Below are 18,117 nucleotides of genomic sequence, written 5' to 3'. Positions count from 1 at the left end.
CCGCGACCCGAGGGGGCCGAGCAGCGGGCCGGGGATCGGGAGCGACTCGCGCCCCACCCGGGCCTCCAGCGCCGCGACCCGGTCGCGGAGCTGGTCCTCGTGCGCGGCCGCCACCCACAGCTGGAGCGCGGCCCGGAAGAGGGGCCCGGTGAAGAGGCCGACGAGCGCGGCGACGGTCTGCGCCCGGTCGTCGGTGGGCAGCGCCCGCAGGGCGTGCGAGCGCTCCTCCGCGACGTACTCGACGGCCGCCGTGAACAGGTCCTCGCGGGTCGGGAAGTGGTGCTGGGCGGCGCCCCGCGACACCCCCGCCCGCTCGGCGACCACGGCCACCGTGGAGCCCGCCCAGCCGTACTCGGCGAGACAGGCCACGGCGGCCTCCAGGAGCCGCTGCCGGGTGGCGCGGCTCCGGTCCTGCTTGGGGCTCCGGTCGGACGCCGCGGGTCCGTCCTGCCGGGGCGCGGTCACAGCCGCCATTCGGGGTCCCGTCGTTCGAGGAAGGCCGTCATGCCCTCGCGCGCCTCGGCGGAGGCGAAGAGCGTGGCCGATCTCTGCACGAGTTCCTCCGCGTCGCGCTCGAAGGTCTCCAGGACTCTAGCGGTGACCAGCCGCTTCGACTCGCGCAGCCCCTGCGGCGAGCCGGCCCGCAGACCGTCCAGGATGGCGCCGAGCTCGTCGTCGCCGGCCGTGACGAGGCCCATGGCCCGCGCCTCGGGGACGCCGAACCGCTCGCCGGTCAGGTAGTGGCGGGCCGCCGCCCTCGGTTCGAGGCGCGGCAGCAGGGTCAGCGAGATCACCGCCGGCGCCACCCCGATCCGTACCTCGGTGAGCGCGAAGTCCGCCCCCTCCCCCGCCACCACGATGTCACAGGCGCCCAGCAGTCCGAGGCCGCCCGCGCGGGCGCGGCCGCCGGCCGTGACGTGCCCGACGACCGGCTTGGGCAGCTCCACGACCTGCCGGAGCAGGTCCACGAAGACGTACGGGCTCGGCGGCGCCTTCAGGTCCGCGCCCGCGCTGAACGTGGTGCCCGTGTGGGTGAGCACCACCGCCCGCACGGCGGGGTCCTTCCCGGCCGCCGCCAGCGCCTCGCCGAGTTCGGCGACGAGCGCGGCCGACAGGGCGTTGCGGGTGTCCGGGGAGTCGAGGGCGAGGGTGACGATCCCCCGCTCCTCGGTGACGGCGACCAGGGTCATGGACGGTCCTCAGCTCTCTCGCAGCTCGCGGCGCAGGATCTTTCCGGAGGCGGCCCGGGGCACCGCCTCGATGAACTCGACGGCCCGGACCTTCTTGTACGGGGAGACGCGGGCGGCCACATGGGCCATGACCTCCTCGGCGGTCAGCCCGGGCGCGGCCGGCTGGCGCACCACGAACGCCTTGGGTATCTCCGTCCCCTCGGCGTCCGTCACCCCGACGACGGCGGCGTCGGCGACGCCCTCGTGGGTGAGGAGCAGGGCCTCCAGCTCGGCCGGGGCGACCTGGAAGCCCTTGTACTTGATGAGTTCCTTCACCCGGTCGACGACGTAGAGCCAGCCGTCGGCGTCGACCCGGCCGATGTCGCCGGTGTGCACCCACCCGTCGGCGTCGATCATCTCGGCGGTCGCGTCCGGCCGCCCCAGGTACCCCTTCATCACCTGCGGTCCCCGGACGGCGATCTCGCCCTCCTCGCCCGGCGCGGCGTCCTTCGCCGGGTCGTCGAGGGAGAGGATCCGCAGCTCGGTGGAGGGCAGCAGCTTCCCGACGGTGCCGGGCGGCGGGCTGTCGGCGGCGAGCGGGGTGACGTGGGTGCCCGGGGACAGCTCGGTCATCCCGTACGCCTGCCGCACCGGCGGCAGCCCGAGCCGCGCCGAACACGCCTCGGCGAGCGCCGCGTCGAGCGGGGCGGCGGCCGAGACGATGTACTCCAGCGAGGACAGGTCGTAGTCGGCGACGGCCGGGTGCTTGGCGAGCGCGAGCACGATCGGCGGAGCCACGTACAGGCCGTTGATCCGGTGCTTCTGGATCGCGCCGAGGAAGGTGTCGAGCTCGAAGCGGGGCAGGACGACGACGGTGGCGCCCTTGCGGAGCGGCGCGTTCATCAGGGCCGTGAGCCCGTAGATGTGGAAGAAGGGCAGGATCGCCAGGATGCGGTCGCCCGGCCCCATCGGGATCAGCGGATCCAGCTGCGCCAGGTTGGTCGCGATGGAGGCGTGGGTGAGCATCACGCCCTTGGGGACGCCGGTGGTGCCGGAGGAGTACGGCAGGGCGGCGACGTCCTCGGCGGGATCGACGGCGATCTCCGGCTCGGGCGCGGTCGAACCGAGGAACGCCTGGAGGGAGCGCACGCCCTCGCCGTCGGGCGCCGCGTCGCAGACGAAGATCTCCTCGACGCCGCCCGCCAGTTCGGCGGCGGCCCGGGCGGCCGGCAGCAGCGGCGAGACGGTGACGATCCAGCGCGCCGCCGAGTCGCGCAGCTGCTTGGCGAACTCCTCGGGCGTGGCCAGCGGGTGGACGGTGGTGACGGAGGCGCCGGCGCGGGTGGCGGCGTAGAACGCGATCGGGAAGAGCACGGTGTTGGGGCTGTGCAGCGCGAGCACGTCCCCCTTCCGCACCCCGGCCTCCGCGAGCCCGGCGGCGACCCGCCGGTGGAAGGCGTCCACCTGCGCGTACGACAGGGACAGCTCCCCGGCCCCGTCGACCAGGGCGGGCGCGTCACCGAAGGCGGCGGCCCCGCCGAGGACGGCGTCGTGGATGGGGAGGGACAGGGTGGGGACGGGCTCGTACTCGCTGTGGAACACCATGCGTGACCCCCTGGAGAGGTGGAAGGTGGTCGCCAGGATCGCCCGTGTGGGCACCGCTTGGGGAGACCCTGGCAGCCCTCCGTAAAACAATCAAGCACGCCTGCATGGTTTATCGGCGGCGACCCCGTCCGGGCGGGTCACTCGCAGGCGATGCCGTCGCCGTCGCGGTCCAGGTGGCTGCCGTAGCCGGGGTCCCCGATGCGGATGGGGTCGGCGTTGGCGGCGCGGACGGCCGTGCAGTTGGCGTAGTAGACCTCGGGCTCCGGCTCGGCCGTCTCCGGGGGCTGGGTCGTCTGGACCGGCTTCGGGGTGGGCTTCGGGGTGGTGGGCGCGGGCTTCGGGGCCTGCGTGGTCGGCTCGGGGGCCTTCATGGTGGGCGGCTCGGTCGTGGGCTCCGGCGTCGGGGTGGGCGTCGGCGTGGGGGCCTCGGTCGTCGGCTCCGGGGTCGGCGAACCGGTGGTCGGCTCCACGGTCGGAGTCGGCGTCGGCGTCGGAGTCGGCGTCGGGGTGGCCGTCGCCGACGCCGTCACCGCCGGCTTCGGGTCGTCGCCCGGCGTCTTCTCCTTCTCCGGCTCGCTGACCAGGATCAGCAGGAACCACAGGCCGGAGAGGACCGACGCCACGATCTTGGTCCGGGTCGTCCACCGGCCCAGCCACGCCAGGCCGATGCCCGCCGGCGGGAGCACCACGAGCAGCGTGATGATCAGCGCCGGGTGCTGCCACCACCGGCGCGGGGGCTGCCACGCCGGGGCGGGCTGGTACGGGTTGGTCTGCGGGTACACGCGCGACTCCAGGGCCTGAAGGGACGACGGCACCGAGCGGAGTGCCGTGGCCGTGGATCGTACACACGACCTTCACAACCGGCGTGCGGAATCCCGGATTCAGTACGACTTGGGCAGACCCAGGGAGTGGGTCGAGACGAAGTTCAGGACCATCTCGCGGCTGACCGGGGCGATCCGGGCCACCCGGGACGCCGGGATCAGCCGGGCGAGGCCGAACTCCTTGGTGAGGCCGTTGCCGCCGAGGGTGTGCACGGCGGTGTCGACCGCCTTCACGCACGCCTCGCCCGCCGCGTATTTCGCCATGTTGGCGGCCTCGCCGGCCCCGAGGTCGTCGCCCGCGTCGTACAGCTTCGCCGCCTTCTGCATCATCAGGCGGGCGAGTTCGAGCTCGATGTGGGCCTGCGCGAGCGGGTGGGCGATGGCCTGGTGGGCGCCGATGGGCGCCTTCCAGACCTGCCGCTCCTTGGCGTACGCGACGGCCCGGTCGAGGGCGTACCGGCCCATGCCGATCGCGAAGGCGGCCGTCATGATCCGCTCCGGGTTGAGCCCCGCGAAGAGCTGCAGCAGCCCCGCGTCCTCGTCGCCGACGAGCGCGTCCGCCGGGAGGTGCACGTCGTCCAGGGTCAGCTCGAACTGCTTCTCGTCCGCGTCGAGTTCCATCTCGATGTGCCGCCGCCCGAAGCCGGGGGTGTCGCGCGGGACGATGAACAGGCACGCCTTGAGGCTGCCGGTGCGGGCGTCCGAGGTGCGGCCGACGATCAGGGTCGCGTCGGCGATGTCGACGCCCGAGACGAAGACCTTCCGGCCGTTGAGGACCCAGCCGTCCTCGGTGCGGGTCGCGGTGGTGGTGATGCGGTGGGAGTTGGAGCCGGCGTCGGGCTCGGTGATGCCGAACGCCATGGTCTTCGAGCCGTCGGCGAGCCCGGGCAGCCACGCCTCCTTCTGCCCGTCGGTGCCGAAGCGGGAGATGACCGTGCCGCAGATCGCGGGCGAGACGACCATCATCAGGAGCGGGGCCCCGGCGGCGCCCGCCTCCTCCAGGACGATGGACAGCTCGGCCATGCCGCCGCCCCCGCCGCCGTACTCCTCCGGCAGGTTCACGCCCAGATAGCCGAGCTTGCCGGCCTCCGCCCAGAGGGCGGCCCGGTCGAAGCCGGGACCGTGGCGGCGGCCGAGCGCGGAGACGGCGGCGCGGAGCTCGGTGTGCTCGCGGGGCTCGATGTCGGTGCTCATACGGTCTGGTCCTCCTGTGCATCGGTCTGTACGACGGGATCGGTCTGTACGACGGCGAGCAGGGCACCGACCTCGACCTGGCGGCCGGGGGCGGCGTGGAGCGCGGTGAGCGTGCCGGAGGCGGGAGCGGCGACCTTGTGCTCCATCTTCATCGCCTCCAGCCAGAGCAGGGGCTGCCCCGCCTCGACCCGGTCGCCGACGGCGAGGCCGTCCGCGAGCCGGACGACGGTGCCGGGCATGGGCGCGAGGAGCGACCCGGGGAGGGTCCGCTCGCGCGGGTCGGTGAAGCGGGGGCTGGGGGTGAGGCGGTACGGGCCGACGTGGACGGTCCCGGAGTCGTCCGAGGCCACCTCGAAGTCCCGGACGACGCCCGCCACTTCGAGCCGCACGCGATCGGGTGCGGCCCGCACGACCCGGACGCCCTCGGGGGCCGCCACCTCGTAACCGCCGTCCCGGGTGGGCCGGTAGCGGACCTCGTGGCCCCCGTACGTCTTGGTCTGCTCCCCGGAGCGCACGTTCCGCCAACCGCCGCCGAACCGGCCGCCGTTGCGGGCCGCGTCCGCGAGGGCGGCGGCGACGGCCGCGTGCGCCTCTCCGGCGCGCGGGCGGGTCAGCTCGTCCAGGTGCCGGCCGTAGAAGCCGGTGTCGAGCCGGCCGGCGTCCTGGAAGCCGGGGTGCCGCAGGGAGGCGACGAGGAGGTCGCGGTTGGTGACGGGCCCGTGGATCACGGCCCGTTCGAGGGCGTGGGCGAGCCGGCGGACCGCCTCGGCGCGGGTCGGCGCGTGCGCGACGACCTTCGCGAGCATGGCGTCGTAGTGCACCGGCACGGTGTCCCCGGAGGCGTACCCGGTGTCCAGGCGCACGCCGGTCACCCCGAAGGCGTGCAGGGTGCCGGTCTGCGGGGCCCAGCCCGCCGTCGGGTCCTCCGCGTACAGCCGGGCCTCGACCGCGTGGCCCCGGGGCTCGGGCGGCTCCGGCGGGAGCGGGGTGCCCTCGGCGACGGCGATCTGGAGGGCGACGAGGTCGGTGCCGTACACCTCCTCCGTCACCGGGTGCTCGACCTGGAGGCGGGTGTTCATCTCCAGGAAGTGCGCCCGCGCGCCCGCGACCAGGAACTCCACCGTGCCCGCGCCGACGTACCCGACGGCCTTCGCCGCCGCCACCGACCGCTCGGCCAGCTCGTCGGCGAGCGCGGGCGGCAGGCCGGGCGCCGGGGCCTCCTCGATCACCTTCTGGTGGCGGCGCTGGAGCGAGCAGTCGCGGGTGCCGAGGGTCCAGACCGTGCCGTGGGCGTCGGCGAGGACCTGCACCTCGACGTGGCGGCCGTTCTCCACGTACGGCTCGACGAACACCTCGCCGTCCCCGAAGGCGCTCTCCGCCTCGGCCGAGGCGGCCTTCAACGCGGCGTCCAGATCGTCGAGTTCGCGGACCACCCGCATGCCGCGCCCGCCGCCGCCCGCCGCCGCCTTCACCAGGACGGGCAGGTCGTCCGGCGTCACGTCGGTGAGCGGGGCGACGCCCATCAGCTCCTTCGCCCGGGTCTTCGAGGCCATCGCCTCGATGGCCTCCGGCGGCGGCCCGATCCACACCAGCCCGGCCGCGGTCACGGCCCGGGCGAAGTCCGCGTTCTCGGAGAGGAAGCCGTAGCCGGGGTGGACGGCGTCCGCGCCCGCGGCGAGCGCCGCCGCCACCACGAGGTCACCGCGCAGATACGTCTGCGCGGGAGCGGCCCCCGGCAGCCGTACCGCCGCGTCCGCCTCCCGCACGTGCAGGGCGTCCGCGTCGGCGTCCGAGTACACGGCGACGGTGGAGATGCCCAGCTCACGGCAGGTGCGGAAGACGCGGCAGGCGATCTCGCCACGGTTCGCGACGAGGAGAGTGGAAATCACCTGGGGACTCACATTCGCCTCACATTCGGAAGACGCCGAAGCCGCCGCGCGCGCCCTCGACCGGTGCCGTGTGGATCGCGGACAGGCACAGCCCGAGGACGGTGCGGGTGTCGCGGGGGTCGATGACCCCGTCGTCGTAGAGCAGGCCGGAGAGGAAGACCGGCAGCGACTCGGACTCGATCTGCGCCTCGACCAGCGCCCGCAGACCGGCATCCGCCTCCTCGTCGTACGGCTGCCCCTTCGCCGCCGCCGACGCCCGCGCCACGATCGACAGCACCCCGGCGAGCTGCTGCGGCCCCATGACGGCGGACTTGGCGCTGGGCCAGGCGAAGAGGAACCGGGGGTCGTACGCCCGGCCGCACATGCCGTAGTGCCCGGCGCCGTAGCTCGCCCCCATGAGGACGGAGAGGTGCGGGACCTTCGAGTTCGCCACCGCGTTGATCATCATCGCGCCGTGCTTGATGATGCCGCCCTGCTCGTACTCCCTGCCGACCATGTAGCCGGTGGTGTTGTGGAGGAAGAGCAGCGGGATGTCCCGCTGGTTCGCCAGCTGGATGAACTGCGCGGCCTTCTGCGACTCGGCGGAGAACAGCACGCCCTGCGCGTTGGCGAGGATCCCCACCGGATAGCCGTGCAGGCTCGCCCAGCCGGTCACCAGCGAGGCCCCGTACAGCGGCTTGAACTCGTCGAAGTCGGAGCCGTCGACGATCCGGGCGATCACCTCGCGCGGGTCGAACGGCGTCTTGAGGTCGCCGGGCACGATCCCCAGCAGCTCTTCCGCGTCGTACCTCGGCGGCTGCGCGAGCGGCGGATCCGGGTGCGCCTTGCGGTGGTTGAGCCGGGCGACGATCCGGCGGGCCTGCCGGATCGCGTCCGCCTCGTCGACGGCGTAGTGGTCGGCGAGCCCGGACACGCGCGCGTGCATCGCCGCGCCGCCCAGCGACTCGTCGTCGCTCTCCTCGCCGGTCGCCATCTTCACCAGCGGCGGCCCGCCGAGGAAGACCTTCGACCGCTCCTCGATCATCACCGTGTGGTCGGACATGCCGGGCACGTACGCGCCGCCGGCCGTCGAGTTGCCGAAGACGACCGCGACCGTCGGGATGCCGGCGGCCGAGAGCCGGGTGAGGTCGCGGAAGAGCGCCCCGCCCGGGATGAAGATCTCCTTCTGGGAGGGCAGGTCGGCGCCGCCGGACTCGACCAGCGAGATCACCGGGAGCCGGTTGGCGTACGCGATCTCGTTGGCGCGCAGCGCCTTCTTCAGCGTCCACGGGTTGGAGGCGCCGCCGCGCACGGTCGGGTCGTTCGCGGTGATCAGGCACTCGACGCCCTCGACGACGCCGATGCCGGTGACCAGCGACGCGCCCACGGGGTAGGCGCTGCCCCAGGCGGCGAGCGGGGACAGCTCCAGGAACGGCGAGTCGGGGTCGACGAGCAGCTCGATCCGCTCGCGGGCCAGCAGCTTGCCGCGCTTCCGGTGCCGCGCGGTGTACTTCTCGCCGCCGCCCGCGAGGGCCTTGGCGTGCTCGGCGTCGAGGGCGGCGAGCTTCTCCAGCATCGCGGCCCGATGGTCCTGGTAGTCGGGTCCGCCGGTGTCGAGGGCGGAGGCGAGGACGGTCACGACGGTTCCTCCGGGAGGTCGGGGCGGGCGGTCACAGCAGCTCGGCGGGTACGTCGACGTGCCGGGAGCGGAGCCATTCGCCGAGGGCCTTGGCCTGCGGGTCGAAGCGGGCCTGGGAGGCGACGCCCTCGCCGAGGAGCCCGGCGACGGTGAAGTTCAGGGCCCGCAGGTTGGGCAGCACATGGCGGGTGACCTCCGACGAGGCCGTCTCCGGCAGGAGTTCGCGGAAGAGGTCGACGGTCAGGGTGTGGGCGAGCCACCGCCACTCCCGCTCCGTCCGCACCCACACGCCGACGTTCGCGTCGCCGCCCTTGTCGCCGCTGCGGGCCCCCGCGATCCGCCCGAGCGGGGCACGGACCACGGTGCCCGCCGGCGGCGCCGGCGGCAGCTCCGGCTCGGGTACGGCCTCCAGGGCGCGGGTCCGCGCCGGTGCGGGGACGGCGACGCGGGTCCCGTCGGGCAGGACCGCCGTGTGCGGCACGTCGGCGGCGGGCACGTACGCGGTCTCGAAGACGCCGTAGGGGGCGCCCTTGCCGGGCGGGGCGGTGACGTGGAAGCCGGGGTAGCTGGCGAGGGCCAGCTCGATCGCCGCGCCCGTCACGGTCCGGCCGACCTTCCCGGGGTCCTGGTCGCGGACGACGAGCCGGAGCAGGGCGCTGGCGGTCTCCTCGGTGGCCGCGTCCTCCCGGTCGGTGCGGGCCAGCTCCCAGCGGACCTCGGCGGGCGGGTCGGCGGCGAGCGCGGCGCCGACCTGCTCGCGGACGAGCGCGGCCTTGGCGTCGACGTCGAGCCCGGTGAGGACGAAGACGACCTCGTTGCGATGGCCCCCGAGCCGGCAGCGGCCCGCCTTGAGGGTGGGCGGCGGCGCCTCGCCCCGCACCCCGTCGATCCGCACCCGGTCGGGCCCGTCCTGGGTGAGCCGGACGGTGTCGAGCCGGGCGGTCGCGTCGGGGCCCGCGTACCGGGCGCCGCCGGTCTCGTACAGCAGCTGGGCGGTGACGGTGCCGACGTCGACGAAGCCGCCGGTGCCGGGGTGCTTGGTGACGACGGCCGACCCGTCCTCGTACAGCTCGGCGAGCGGGAAGCCGGGGCGCAGGAGGGCGCGGTCGGGGTGCTCGCGGAAGAAGGCGTAGTTGCCGCCGGTGGCCTGGGTGCCGCACTCCAGGACGTGCCCGGCGACGACGGCCCCGGCGAGCCGGTCGTACTCCTCCGGGCCCCAGCCGAAGTGCCACTGCGCCGGCCCGGTGACGAGGGCCGCGTCGGTCACCCGGCCGGTGACGACGACGTCGGCGCCGGCGGCGAGACAGGCGGCGATCCCGGCGCCGCCGAGGTAGGCGTTGGCGGTCAGGACGCCCGGCCCGGCCGGCAGCCGGTCGCCCTCGACGTGCGCGACCCGGGTCGGCAGGCCGAGCTTCGCGGCGAGCGTCCGCAGGGCGTCGGCGAGCCCGGCCGGGTTGAGCCCGCCGGCGTTGGCGACGATCCGGGTGCCGCGCTCGTGGGCGAGCCCGAGCCCGTCCTCCATCTGCCGCAGGAAGGTCTTCGCGTACCCGCCGGAGGGGTCCTTCAGCAGGTCCCGGCCGAGGATGAGCATGGTCAGCTCGGCGAGGTAGTCGCCGGTGAGGACGTCCAGCCGGCCGCCGGTCAGCATCTCGCGGACGGCGTCGAAGCGGTCGCCGTAGAAGCCGGACGCGTTCCCGATCCGCAGCGGCGTCACCTGGCCCCTCCCTTGGGCTCCCGGCCGGCCCCGGCGGGTCCGGCGAACGCCTGGGCGATCCGGAGCCAGTGCTCGGCGTCGGCGCCGTCGGCCCGCAGGCCGGTGTCGTCCCGGTGCACCCGCTGGGTGACGAGCAGACAGAAGTCGAGGGCGGTCCCGGTGACCCGCTGGGCGGCGTCCTCGGGGCCGTACGTCCACGACTCCCCGTCCGGCGCCACGAGTTCCACCCGCACCGGCTCGGCGGGCGGCTGCTCGCCCCGCGCCAGGTAGGCGTACCCGCGGGCCCGGTGCCCGATCCAGGCGACGTGCCGCAGCCGCGCGGTGGGCGTCCGGACGACACCGAGCGCGTCGGCCACGTCCTGCGCGTGCGCCCAGGTCTCCATCAGCCGCGCGGTCGCCATCGCCGGCGCGCTCATCGGCGGCCCGTACCAGGGGAACCGCCCGCCCGGCGCCACGCCGAGCAGCGCCTCCCGCAGCCGCTCCCGCCCGTCCCGCCAGCGCGCGAGCAGCTCGGCCGGGGGCAGCGCGGCCCCCTCCGCCGCCCCGTCGTCGACGAACCGCCCGGGCGCGGCGAGCGCCTTCTCGACCTCGGCGGCGAACGCGTCGGCGTCGGTGACGGCGAGCAGCGCGGCCCGGTCGGTCCAGGCGAGATGGGCGATCTGGTGGGCGACGGTCCAGCCGGCGGCGGGCGTGCCGAGCGCCCAGCCGTCGTCGTCCAACTCCGCGACGAGCAGATCGAGTTCGTCACCTTCGGCACACAGGTCGGCGATGACCGCGTGAACGGCGCCGGGGTCGGACACGGTGCGCTCCCCTCGGGAGGACGGGCGTGAGGACGGTCCTGAGGAGTCGGAGCATGGCAGCGATCCGAGAAACAATCAAGCACGCTTGCTTGAAAAAGATGCCGGCGGTGGCCGATGAGTTTCGGAGCGGACCGCCGTCCTAGACCATGAACACACCGGAACGCAGGGCCCAGAGAACAGAGGAACCGACATGCGCACGCTCATCAGCTCCGCCTTCGTCTCCCTCGACGGCGTCGTCGAGGCCCCCGGCGGCGAGGAGGGCTACCGGAACGCCGGCTGGACCTTCAAGGACATCGAGTTCCTGCCGGAGGCGTACGAGCTCAAGGGCCGCGAGCAGCAGGAGGCGACCGCGATGCTGCTCGGCCGCGCCAGCTACGAGGCGTTCAGCCCGGTGTGGCCGGGCATGGCGGACTTCGCGGACTACAAGGAGATGCCGAAGTACGTCGTCTCCACCACCCTCACCGACGACGACCTGGTCTCCGACTGGGGCCCGACGACGATCCTGCGCTCGGTCGAGGAGGTCGCCGCCCTGAAGGAGACCGAGGGCGGCCCGATCATCATGCACGGCAGCGCGACCCTGAACCGCGCCCTCTCCGACGCGGGCCTGATCGACCGCTACCACCTGCTGGTCTTCCCGCTGCTCCTCGGCGCCGGCAAGCGCCTCTTCAGCACGACGGACAAGGACGCCCAGAAGCTGCAGCTCGTCGAGCACGAGGCGTACGCCAACGGCATCCAGAAGCAGGTCTTCGACGTCGTCCGCTGAACCCGGCCGGACTCAGGCGCTCCGGCGGGTCGGCCTCGGGACCAGTTCCCCGCCGCAGTTGGGGCAGGTGCCGGACATCTCCTCCGTGCAGGGCACGCAGAAGGTGCACTCGTAGGAGCAGATCCGGGCGGGGCCGTCGGCCGGCAGGGCCGTCGTCTCGCAGCGTTCGCAGCGGTCGCGCATCTCAAGAGCCATGCGTCCATGATCGTCGGCCGGGGCGGTGGCCGAAACAGGACGGCGGCCAGGGATCGACAGGATCGGGACAGGGCCGGTCGGGGGCGTACCCGAGGGGCCGGGGGCGTACCCGAGGGGCCGGCTACGGGGCGGCCGCCGCCGTCTGGGTGCGGACCGCGCCGATGCTCGCGCCGATGACGAGCGCGATGGCGAGGGCGTCGGTCACCGACAGGGCCTGGTGCAGGATGAAGAAGCCGGCGGCCGCCGCGATGGCCGGTTCGAGGCTCATCAGGACGGCGAAGGTGGGGGCGGGCATCCGGCGCAGGGCGAGCATTTCGAGGGTGTACGGCAGCACCGAGGAGAGCAGCGCGATGCCGAGGCCCAGGCCGATCGTCGACGGTACGAGCAGCGCGTCGCCCGCCGACGCGATGCCGAACGGCAGGCTGAGGACCGCGCCGAAGGCCATCGCGAGCGCCAGGCCGTCGGCCTGCGGGAAGCGGCGGCCGGTGCGGGCGCTGAAGACGATGTACGCCGCCCACATGGCGCCCGCCGCGAGCGCGAAGCCCGCGCCGAGCGGGTCCAGCCGCTCGAAGCCGCCGCCGCTGAGCAGGGCGACGCCGCCGAGCGCGAGGCCGGCCCAGAGGAGGTTGACGAGCCGGCGGGAGGCGACGACGGAGAGGATCAGCGGGCCGAGCACCTCCAGGGTGACGGCGGCGCCGAGCGGGATCCGGTCGACCGACTGGTAGAAGAGCATGTTCATGCCCGCGAGGGCGATGCCGAAGCCGACGACGGTCCCCCAGTCGGCGCGGCTGTAGCCGCGCACCTTCGGCCGGCAGACCAGCAGCAGCACGAGCGCCGCCAGCACCAGCCGCAGCGTGACGACACCGAGCGCGCCGGCCCGGGGCATCAGCAGCACGGCGATCGCCGAGCCGAACTGGACGGAGAGCCCGCCGGCGACGACGAGCGCGACGGGTCCGAAGCGGGCGGAGCGGCCGGCCCGGGTGAGGCGGCCGGTGTGGGCCGCGACCTCCGGCGACGGGGCCACGGCCGCGACGGGGGCGGGGGCGGCGGCCGGGGCGGCGCCCGGGCCGGGGGCCACTCCCGTCGCCCCTGCCCCCGCTGTCACCTGGCTGTCCACGGCCACCACTCCTCCGCACCCGGAAGTCCAATCCATTAAACCCTCAGTCCAGAGTAGTGCACTCCCCCGCACCCTGACGACCGAATTCCGCTTCCACGCTACGGAGCCCGGGTGCGGCAGCGGAAATGCCGATCGGCCTGCGGTTATGCTCCAGAGACATGACCGTGAGCATCGAGCTGCGCCACCTCCGCTGCTTCCTCGCCATCGCCGAGGAGGAGAACCTCACCCGGGCCGCCGCCCGCCTCCACCTCACACAGCCCGCCGTCTCCCGCACCCTCGCCGCCCTCGAACGGCACCTCGGCGCCCGGCTCGTCGACCGCTCCACCCACCACCTCGCCCTCACGGCCGAGGGCCGCGCCTTCCGCGAACGGGCCGCCGCCGCCCTCGCCGCCTTCGACGCCGCCGTCGACCCCGCCCGGCTGCGCCACCGCCCGCTCCGCCTCGGCCACGCCTGGTCCGCCTACGGCCCGTACACCACCCCACTGCTGCGCCGCTGGCAGCGCGAGCACCCGGAGACCCCCCTCGAACTCCTCCGCATCGACGACCGCACCGCCGGCCTCGCCCGCGGCCAGGTCGACGCGGCCCTGCTGCGCGGCACCGTCGAGGCCCCTGGCCTGGTCACCGCCGAACTCACCACCGAACCGAGGGTCGCCGCCCTCCCCGCCGACAGCCCGCTGGCGGACCGCCCCGGCGACCTCACCCTCCTCGACCTCGCGGACGAGACCGTCGTCCTCAACACCGTCTCCGGCACGACCACCCTCACCCTGTGGCCGCTGCCCGCCCGCCCCACCAGCACCCTCACGGTCGCCAACACCGACGACTGGCTCACCGCCATCGCCGCCGCCCGAGGCGTGGGCGTCTCCTCCGCCTCGACCGCCGCCCTCCACCCCCACCCGGGCGTCACCTACCGCCCCCTGCCCGACGCACCCCCGCTCCCCGTGGTCCTGGCCTGGCGCGACGCCTTCCCGCACCCGGCGACGGAGGCGCTGGTCGCGATGGCCCGCGAGATTGTCGGTGCCGACGCCTAGCGTCACCGCCCATGAGCATGTGGATCTACTTCCAGGCGCTGCCGGCCTCCGCCGTTCCCGCCGACCAGGCGGGCTGCGACGCCTTCTTCGACATCGAGTTCGACGAGATGGACCGGCGGGTGGAGGCCGGAGAGGCCGTCTGGCTCACGCACGGCTTCTTCCAGCTGCACGACGTGTACTTCCCCCGGGGCGGCCAGGACGCCGACGGCGAACTGCCCGTCTTCGGCGGCGACCACATCGAGGACCCCGCGGGCGGCCCCGGCCACCTGGCGATGACTCCGGAGGACGTGGCGCGAGCGGCGGCGTTCCTCGCACGGGCCGACTTCACCGGCCTGTGGGCCGACTGCACCGACACCGGCCTGCGGGACCACCTCGCGGCGGACCACGCCGAACTCCGCACCTTCTACGCACGGACGGCGGAAAGCGGCCTGTCCGTCCTCAAGCACTTCTCCTTCTGAGCCGCCGGCGCCGTCAGGACCACCGCCCGGACCCCCGCGCCGCCGCCCACTCCTCGCGGAGGACCCCGTACGTGACCGAGTCGCGCCACACCCCGCGCACGAACACGTGCCCCCGGATCCGCCCCTCCTCGGTGAAACCGGCGGCGAGGAGCGTACGGGCCGAGGCGGTGTTGAGCGGCGCCCGCGCCGCCCACACCCGGTGCAGGTCCAGCTCCCCGAAGGCCAGGTCCAGGACGAGCCCGACGGTCTCCCGCCCGTAACCGACCCCCCACGACTCCGGCCGCAACGCGAAGCCGACGGTCGCCGCACGCTGCTGGTGCGGGTCGAGCGCGAGCCGCGTGAACCCCACGAGCGCGCCCGATCCCCGCTCGACGACCGCCAGCGCGTACTCCTCCCGGGGCACGGCCCGCGCCGACTCGATCGACCGCCCGACGATCCCCCGCACCTCGTCCAGGGAGCGCGGCGCGAAGCTCAGGTGCTCGGTCACGGCCTCGGAGCCGTAGATCCCGTGCACGGCGGACACGTCGTCGCCGACCAGCTCGCGGAGGACGAGCCGGGGGGTACGGGGGTAGGGCGATCGCTCCATCCGCCGTACTTACCCCTACGCGCTACCCGTAACTCAGGCATCCCTCCGCAGCGAGCGCCAAACGTGCCGCGCCCACGCGTGCTGCTCCGGCTCCTCGTACGAGCAGAACAGCCCGGCCGCCGAACCGTCCGGCTCCACCACGTAGGCGGTCAGCTCGTGACGCGAGCGCCCGGTGTCCTCCGGCGTGCACCAGAAGGCGTACCGCACACCGCCGCCCGGCAGCCGCTCGATGTGGTCCTGCCCCTCCGGCACGTCGGGGGCGCCCCGGAGGAGCGCGGCGAGGAAGCCCTCGGCGCTCCGCCCCGGCTCGGTGTCCTGGAAGAGCCCCACGGCGACGCTGCGGTCCCGCGCCCCGAACTGGTCCGCGCCGTTCTCGAACCGCGCCGAGAACCCCGCCGTACGCTCCACCGACCACCCGTCGTCCAGATCGGTCCGCACGGCGACCGGCAGCGGGTGCGGGAAGCGGGCGAGGACGTGGTCCCGGTCCCACACGTCCCCGATCAGCCGGACCGCCTCCGGCCCGTGCCCCTCCACGAGGTACGGCAACTCCTCGACGTCCCGGATCCGCCCGGTGAACTCCGCCCCGAGCACCTCCTCGTCCCACGGCCGGATCGCGTTCGCGAGCCGCCCGCGCACCACGAGCTCCGGATAGCCGGCCTCGTCGTCCCACACCTCGGCGGCCCGCAGGAAGGTCGTCTCGTCGACCTCCACCCAGGTCCCGATCACCAGCTCGGTCTCCCCCGTCAACCGCACCGGCAGCAGACACCGCACGAAGAACCCGCCCCCGTCGAGCGCCAGCAACGCGGACGGCCCCGGCGACCGCAGGGCCTCCTCGGGCAGCTCGAAGGCGACGTCCGGCAGCCCGAACCGGACGTCGATCCGCCGCTCGTCGGCGAGGACGTCACCGCAGCAGGAACAGGTGGAGGGGGGTGTGGGTGTGGGGTTGGTGCTCATCCCCGCACCCTAGGGCCTGCCTCAGACACGCCCCTGCGCGGCCGCCTCGACGAAGACGGCGAAGGCGGCGGCGGTGGCGAGGAGGTGGGGGCGGGAGGGGTCCTTGGAGTCACGGACGGCGATGTGGCGGGCGAGGTCGGCGACCTCGACGCACTCGCCGCCGTTCGGGCCGCTGTACGAGGACTTGCGCCAGGCGGCAGAGCCGAGGGGGGCGCACTCGATGCAGTCGCCGCCGCTGGAACCGCTGTACGACGACTTACGCCACTCCACCGTGCCCATACCGTTCCTCCATGACGCGAGCGATCAGCTCGGCCGACTCCTCCACGGAGAGGGCCGTGGCCTGGAGGCGAGAGTAACCGACGGAACGTTCCCTGATCACTTGCGGATTGGCGGTCATGTGACCGGCGTCGTAGCTCTCGGAGTAGAAGAGATCAGGGTTGCTGCTGTCGAACCGAAGGACATTGAACGACCCCATCACCGCCGCGTGCTCCCCCGCTGCGAACGGCAGCACCTGGACCTGCACCCACTGCTCACGGGTGAACGTGAGCAGGTGCTCCAACTGAGCCCGCATGACCTCCCGTCCGCCGATCTCGCGGAAGAGCACAGCCTCGTCCAGCACCACCCACAGCACGGGCGGCTTCTCGCGCTCCAGGATCCGCTGCCGCTCCACCCGGGCCGCGACCATCTCTTCAAGCCGGCCCGTGTACTCGACGCTCAGCACAGCGCGGGCGTACGCGGGCGTCTGGAGCAGGCCGTAGACGAGCTGGCACTGGTACGTCGAGATGTACGCCGCCTTCGCCTCCATCTCCGCGTACTCCTGGAACCAGCTCGGCAGCTGGCTCCGCAGCACCAGGCCCACCAGGCGCGTGAAGAACCCGCCCGTCATCAGCGCCGCGTCGATGCGCTCGGAGAACTCGCGGGTCGGGACCTTCTTCGCCGTCTCGATCTGGCCGATCAGCGAACCGGTGCAGAAGACGGCGCCGCCGAGGTCGCTCTGGCTGAGTCCGGCGTCCTCGCGGAGGCGGCGGAGTTCGGATCCGTAGTAGTCCAGCGGCGAGGCGGACGGATCAAGGCTGCGGATGTTGACCACGAGGAGGCACCTCCACTGTCGTCGGCTCGTCGCCGAGAGTAACCGGGATGCCGCCTCCGTATGCCCGGAATCGGATAACCGACGCTCGTTAGGGGGAAGTTGGGCCCGCGGGCGCATGGGCGCGGGGCGCGAGGCCGAAGGCGCGGGCCACCCGCGCGGCCAGCACGTCGGGAGGGACGGTCCCGTCGACCGGGAGCACGGGAAGGCCCTGCCGCTCCGCGCCGGCGCGCACTTCCGCGTCCCAGAGGGCGTCGCGGTCCAGGCGGAGGGCGAGCGCGGCGGCGGGGTCGGCGTCGCCCCAGTTGGCGCGGGCGCGGGCCGGGTCCGCGTAGCGGGCGGTAAGGACGGAGCGGCGGAAGGGGGGCTCGGGCAGGAGGAAGGCGGCGTGGTCGGGGGTGGGGAGGAGGGGCGCGAGGTGGTCGGGGAGGAGGCCGAAGTAGTCGACGACGACGATCCGGTCGTCGGGCAGGTCCAGCAGGTCCTCGACGAGCAGGCCGACGGTCTCGCCGTACAGCCCCGGCATGGACCGGAACACCTGCTCGGCGGTGCGCCCCCGCGAACCCCCGCCGGCCCCGGGCCGCCCGAGGGCGGCGAGACGAGGATGCCGGCCGGGGTCGCAGCGCCGGAGCCAGTCGTGCTCGGCCCGGTCGCCGTCGTACACGGCGACGCCGTACCGCTGGGCGAGGAGCCGGGCCACGGTCGACTTGCCGGTGCCGGTACCCCCGGCGAGCCACCGCACGTGCGCGAGACGAGAGGGAAGCGTCATGCCGGAGATTGTCCCGTTACGGCAGCAAAAATTGCAGTCTTGATCCGCGACGCCCGGCCAACGAACATGAAAGGAGAGGCACTTGGCGCGACCAAGTACCTGAGGGCCCGTCAGAAGAGGCGGTTGTACGTATCCCAGTCGCGCCGCCGTTGCCCTTGTAGCGCCACAGGCGCCGGCCTTGTCGCGGGCCAGCAGGTCCGCGCGGCCGTGAGGTCGTCGCCGCACCAGCCCGAGCGCCGCCCGAGGTCCGTCACCTGCGGGATCTCCGGTTTGGAGGTCCGGCGGGGGGTTCATGGGGTGGGCCGGGTGTGTGGGTGCGGGTGCGGCCGGGCCACCGGAAGGGCCCGGGA

Annotated in this window: 19 protein-coding genes; 3 read left to right on the top strand and 16 right to left on the bottom strand. The window is 74.0% G+C overall.

All coding sequences use genetic code 11. The features are described 5' to 3' along the window. The 9 genes from ACFW1I_RS01855 to ACFW1I_RS01815 form a co-directional block, all read right to left on the bottom strand. A partial coding sequence (locus tag ACFW1I_RS01855) for a TetR/AcrR family transcriptional regulator (RefSeq protein ID WP_384665136.1) occupies positions 1–474 on the bottom strand: 474 nt, incomplete at its 3' end. Beyond that, on the bottom strand, positions 462–1,190 hold the full coding sequence (locus ACFW1I_RS01850) for an enoyl-CoA hydratase family protein (RefSeq protein WP_384665134.1): 729 nt from the start codon (positions 1,188–1,190) through the stop codon (positions 462–464). The genes ACFW1I_RS01855 and ACFW1I_RS01850, both read right to left, overlap by 13 nt. Positions 1,191–1,199: 9 nt before the next feature. After that, complete coding sequence (locus ACFW1I_RS01845; protein ID WP_384665132.1) at positions 1,200–2,774, bottom strand: AMP-binding protein; 1,575 nt, start codon at positions 2,772–2,774, stop codon at positions 1,200–1,202. Between the two features lie 137 nt (positions 2,775–2,911). Continuing rightward, entirely contained in the window at positions 2,912–3,556 is a 645-nt protein-coding gene (locus ACFW1I_RS01840) for an excalibur calcium-binding domain-containing protein (protein WP_384665130.1), read from the bottom strand. 99 nt (positions 3,557–3,655) lie between these two features. After that, complete coding sequence (locus ACFW1I_RS01835) at positions 3,656–4,789, bottom strand: acyl-CoA dehydrogenase family protein (protein WP_384665128.1); 1,134 nt, start codon at positions 4,787–4,789, stop codon at positions 3,656–3,658. Continuing rightward, on the bottom strand, positions 4,786–6,678 hold the full coding sequence (locus ACFW1I_RS01830; RefSeq protein ID WP_384665126.1) for an acetyl/propionyl/methylcrotonyl-CoA carboxylase subunit alpha: 1,893 nt from the start codon (positions 6,676–6,678) through the stop codon (positions 4,786–4,788). Before ACFW1I_RS01830 ends, ACFW1I_RS01835 begins: the two co-directional genes overlap by 4 nt. Positions 6,679–6,697: 19 nt before the next feature. Then, positions 6,698–8,296 carry an acyl-CoA carboxylase subunit beta gene (locus tag ACFW1I_RS01825; protein WP_384665124.1) on the bottom strand — a complete coding sequence of 533 codons (1,599 nt, stop codon included), beginning with the start codon at positions 8,294–8,296 and terminating at the stop codon, positions 6,698–6,700. A gap of 31 nt (positions 8,297–8,327) precedes the next feature. Further along, positions 8,328–10,010: an acyclic terpene utilization AtuA family protein gene (locus tag ACFW1I_RS01820; RefSeq protein ID WP_384665122.1), complete on the bottom strand. Its 1,683-nt coding sequence runs from the start codon at positions 10,008–10,010 to the stop codon at positions 8,328–8,330. Beyond that, a complete protein-coding gene (locus tag ACFW1I_RS01815) occupies positions 10,007–10,810 on the bottom strand; it encodes a TIGR03084 family metal-binding protein (protein ID WP_384665120.1) in 804 nt (267 codons plus the stop codon). The genes ACFW1I_RS01820 and ACFW1I_RS01815 overlap by 4 nt, the downstream gene beginning before the upstream one ends. A 190-nt stretch (positions 10,811–11,000) precedes the next feature. Between ACFW1I_RS01815 and ACFW1I_RS01810 the strand changes: the two genes are divergently transcribed. Continuing rightward, on the top strand, positions 11,001–11,573 hold the full coding sequence (locus ACFW1I_RS01810; RefSeq protein ID WP_384665118.1) for a dihydrofolate reductase family protein: 573 nt from the start codon (positions 11,001–11,003) through the stop codon (positions 11,571–11,573). Positions 11,574–11,585: 12 nt separating this feature from the next. On the opposite strand, the gene ACFW1I_RS01805 is transcribed toward ACFW1I_RS01810, so the two are convergent. Both ACFW1I_RS01805 and ACFW1I_RS01800 read right to left on the bottom strand, forming a co-directional pair. Beyond that, positions 11,586–11,768 (bottom strand): DUF1272 domain-containing protein, encoded by a 183-nt coding sequence (locus tag ACFW1I_RS01805; RefSeq protein WP_384665116.1) that lies wholly within the window; start codon positions 11,766–11,768, stop codon positions 11,586–11,588. Positions 11,769–11,889: 121 nt separating this feature from the next. Beyond that, positions 11,890–12,792: a DMT family transporter gene (locus ACFW1I_RS01800; protein WP_384665168.1), complete on the bottom strand. Its 903-nt coding sequence runs from the start codon at positions 12,790–12,792 to the stop codon at positions 11,890–11,892. Positions 12,793–13,010: 218 nt separating this feature from the next. Between ACFW1I_RS01800 and ACFW1I_RS01795 the strand changes: the two genes are divergently transcribed. Then, a complete protein-coding gene (locus ACFW1I_RS01795) occupies positions 13,011–13,913 on the top strand; it encodes a LysR family transcriptional regulator (protein ID WP_384665114.1) in 903 nt (300 codons plus the stop codon). An 11-nt stretch (positions 13,914–13,924) separates the two neighbouring features. Then, entirely contained in the window at positions 13,925–14,371 is a 447-nt protein-coding gene (locus tag ACFW1I_RS01790) for a hypothetical protein (RefSeq protein WP_384665112.1), read from the top strand. A gap of 13 nt (positions 14,372–14,384) precedes the next feature. Here ACFW1I_RS01790 and ACFW1I_RS01785 read toward each other — a convergent pair whose 3' ends face one another. From ACFW1I_RS01785 to ACFW1I_RS01765, 5 genes are all read right to left on the bottom strand, one after another. Beyond that, the gene (locus ACFW1I_RS01785; protein ID WP_384665110.1) at positions 14,385–14,957 is read right to left on the bottom strand and encodes a GNAT family N-acetyltransferase; all 573 of its coding nucleotides are present in this window, start codon (positions 14,955–14,957) and stop codon (positions 14,385–14,387) included. A 33-nt stretch (positions 14,958–14,990) separates the two neighbouring features. Beyond that, positions 14,991–15,911, bottom strand: coding sequence for a DUF2199 domain-containing protein (locus ACFW1I_RS01780; RefSeq protein WP_384665108.1), 921 nt, complete (start codon positions 15,909–15,911; stop codon positions 14,991–14,993). 21 nt (positions 15,912–15,932) lie between these two features. Further along, a complete protein-coding gene (locus ACFW1I_RS01775; protein ID WP_384665106.1) occupies positions 15,933–16,190 on the bottom strand; it encodes a DUF397 domain-containing protein in 258 nt (85 codons plus the stop codon). Beyond that, positions 16,168–17,001, bottom strand: a complete 834-nt coding sequence (locus ACFW1I_RS01770; protein WP_384665104.1) for a Scr1 family TA system antitoxin-like transcriptional regulator — start codon at positions 16,999–17,001, stop codon at positions 16,168–16,170. The genes ACFW1I_RS01775 and ACFW1I_RS01770 overlap by 23 nt, the downstream gene beginning before the upstream one ends. 88 nt (positions 17,002–17,089) lie before the next feature. Next, a complete protein-coding gene (locus ACFW1I_RS01765; protein WP_384665102.1) occupies positions 17,090–17,767 on the bottom strand; it encodes a hypothetical protein in 678 nt (225 codons plus the stop codon). Positions 17,768–18,117 lie beyond the last annotated feature (350 nt).

Origin of the sequence: Streptomyces sp. NPDC058955 (assembly GCF_042741435.1) — a bacterium.
Lineage (GTDB): Bacteria > Actinomycetota > Actinomycetes > Streptomycetales > Streptomycetaceae > Streptomyces.
Note: the sequence above shows the minus strand (reverse complement) of the source record. Positions and strands in the feature narration are given on the sequence as shown.

Bases quoted from the DNA above. Each gene is read 5' to 3' on its own strand.
- ACFW1I_RS01790 (WP_384665112.1), top strand. From the start codon at position 13,925: ATGAGCATGTGGATCTACTTCCAGGCGCTGCCGGCCTCCGCCGTTCCC.
- ACFW1I_RS01845 (WP_384665132.1), bottom strand. From the start codon at position 2,774: ATGGTGTTCCACAGCGAGTACGAGCCCGTCCCCACCCTGTCCCTCCCC.
- ACFW1I_RS01775 (WP_384665106.1), bottom strand. From the start codon at position 16,190: ATGGGCACGGTGGAGTGGCGTAAGTCGTCGTACAGCGGTTCCAGCGGC.
- ACFW1I_RS01795 (WP_384665114.1), top strand. From the start codon at position 13,011: ATGCCGATCGGCCTGCGGTTATGCTCCAGAGACATGACCGTGAGCATC.
- ACFW1I_RS01785 (WP_384665110.1), bottom strand. From the start codon at position 14,957: ATGGAGCGATCGCCCTACCCCCGTACCCCCCGGCTCGTCCTCCGCGAG.
- ACFW1I_RS01850 (WP_384665134.1), bottom strand. From the start codon at position 1,190: ATGACCCTGGTCGCCGTCACCGAGGAGCGGGGGATCGTCACCCTCGCC.
- ACFW1I_RS01835 (WP_384665128.1), bottom strand. From the start codon at position 4,789: ATGAGCACCGACATCGAGCCCCGCGAGCACACCGAGCTCCGCGCCGCC.
- ACFW1I_RS01765 (WP_384665102.1), bottom strand. From the start codon at position 17,767: ATGACGCTTCCCTCTCGTCTCGCGCACGTGCGGTGGCTCGCCGGGGGT.
- ACFW1I_RS01810 (WP_384665118.1), top strand. From the start codon at position 11,001: ATGCGCACGCTCATCAGCTCCGCCTTCGTCTCCCTCGACGGCGTCGTC.
- ACFW1I_RS01780 (WP_384665108.1), bottom strand. From the start codon at position 15,911: ATGAGCACCAACCCCACACCCACACCCCCCTCCACCTGTTCCTGCTGC.
- ACFW1I_RS01805 (WP_384665116.1), bottom strand. From the start codon at position 11,768: ATGGCTCTTGAGATGCGCGACCGCTGCGAACGCTGCGAGACGACGGCC.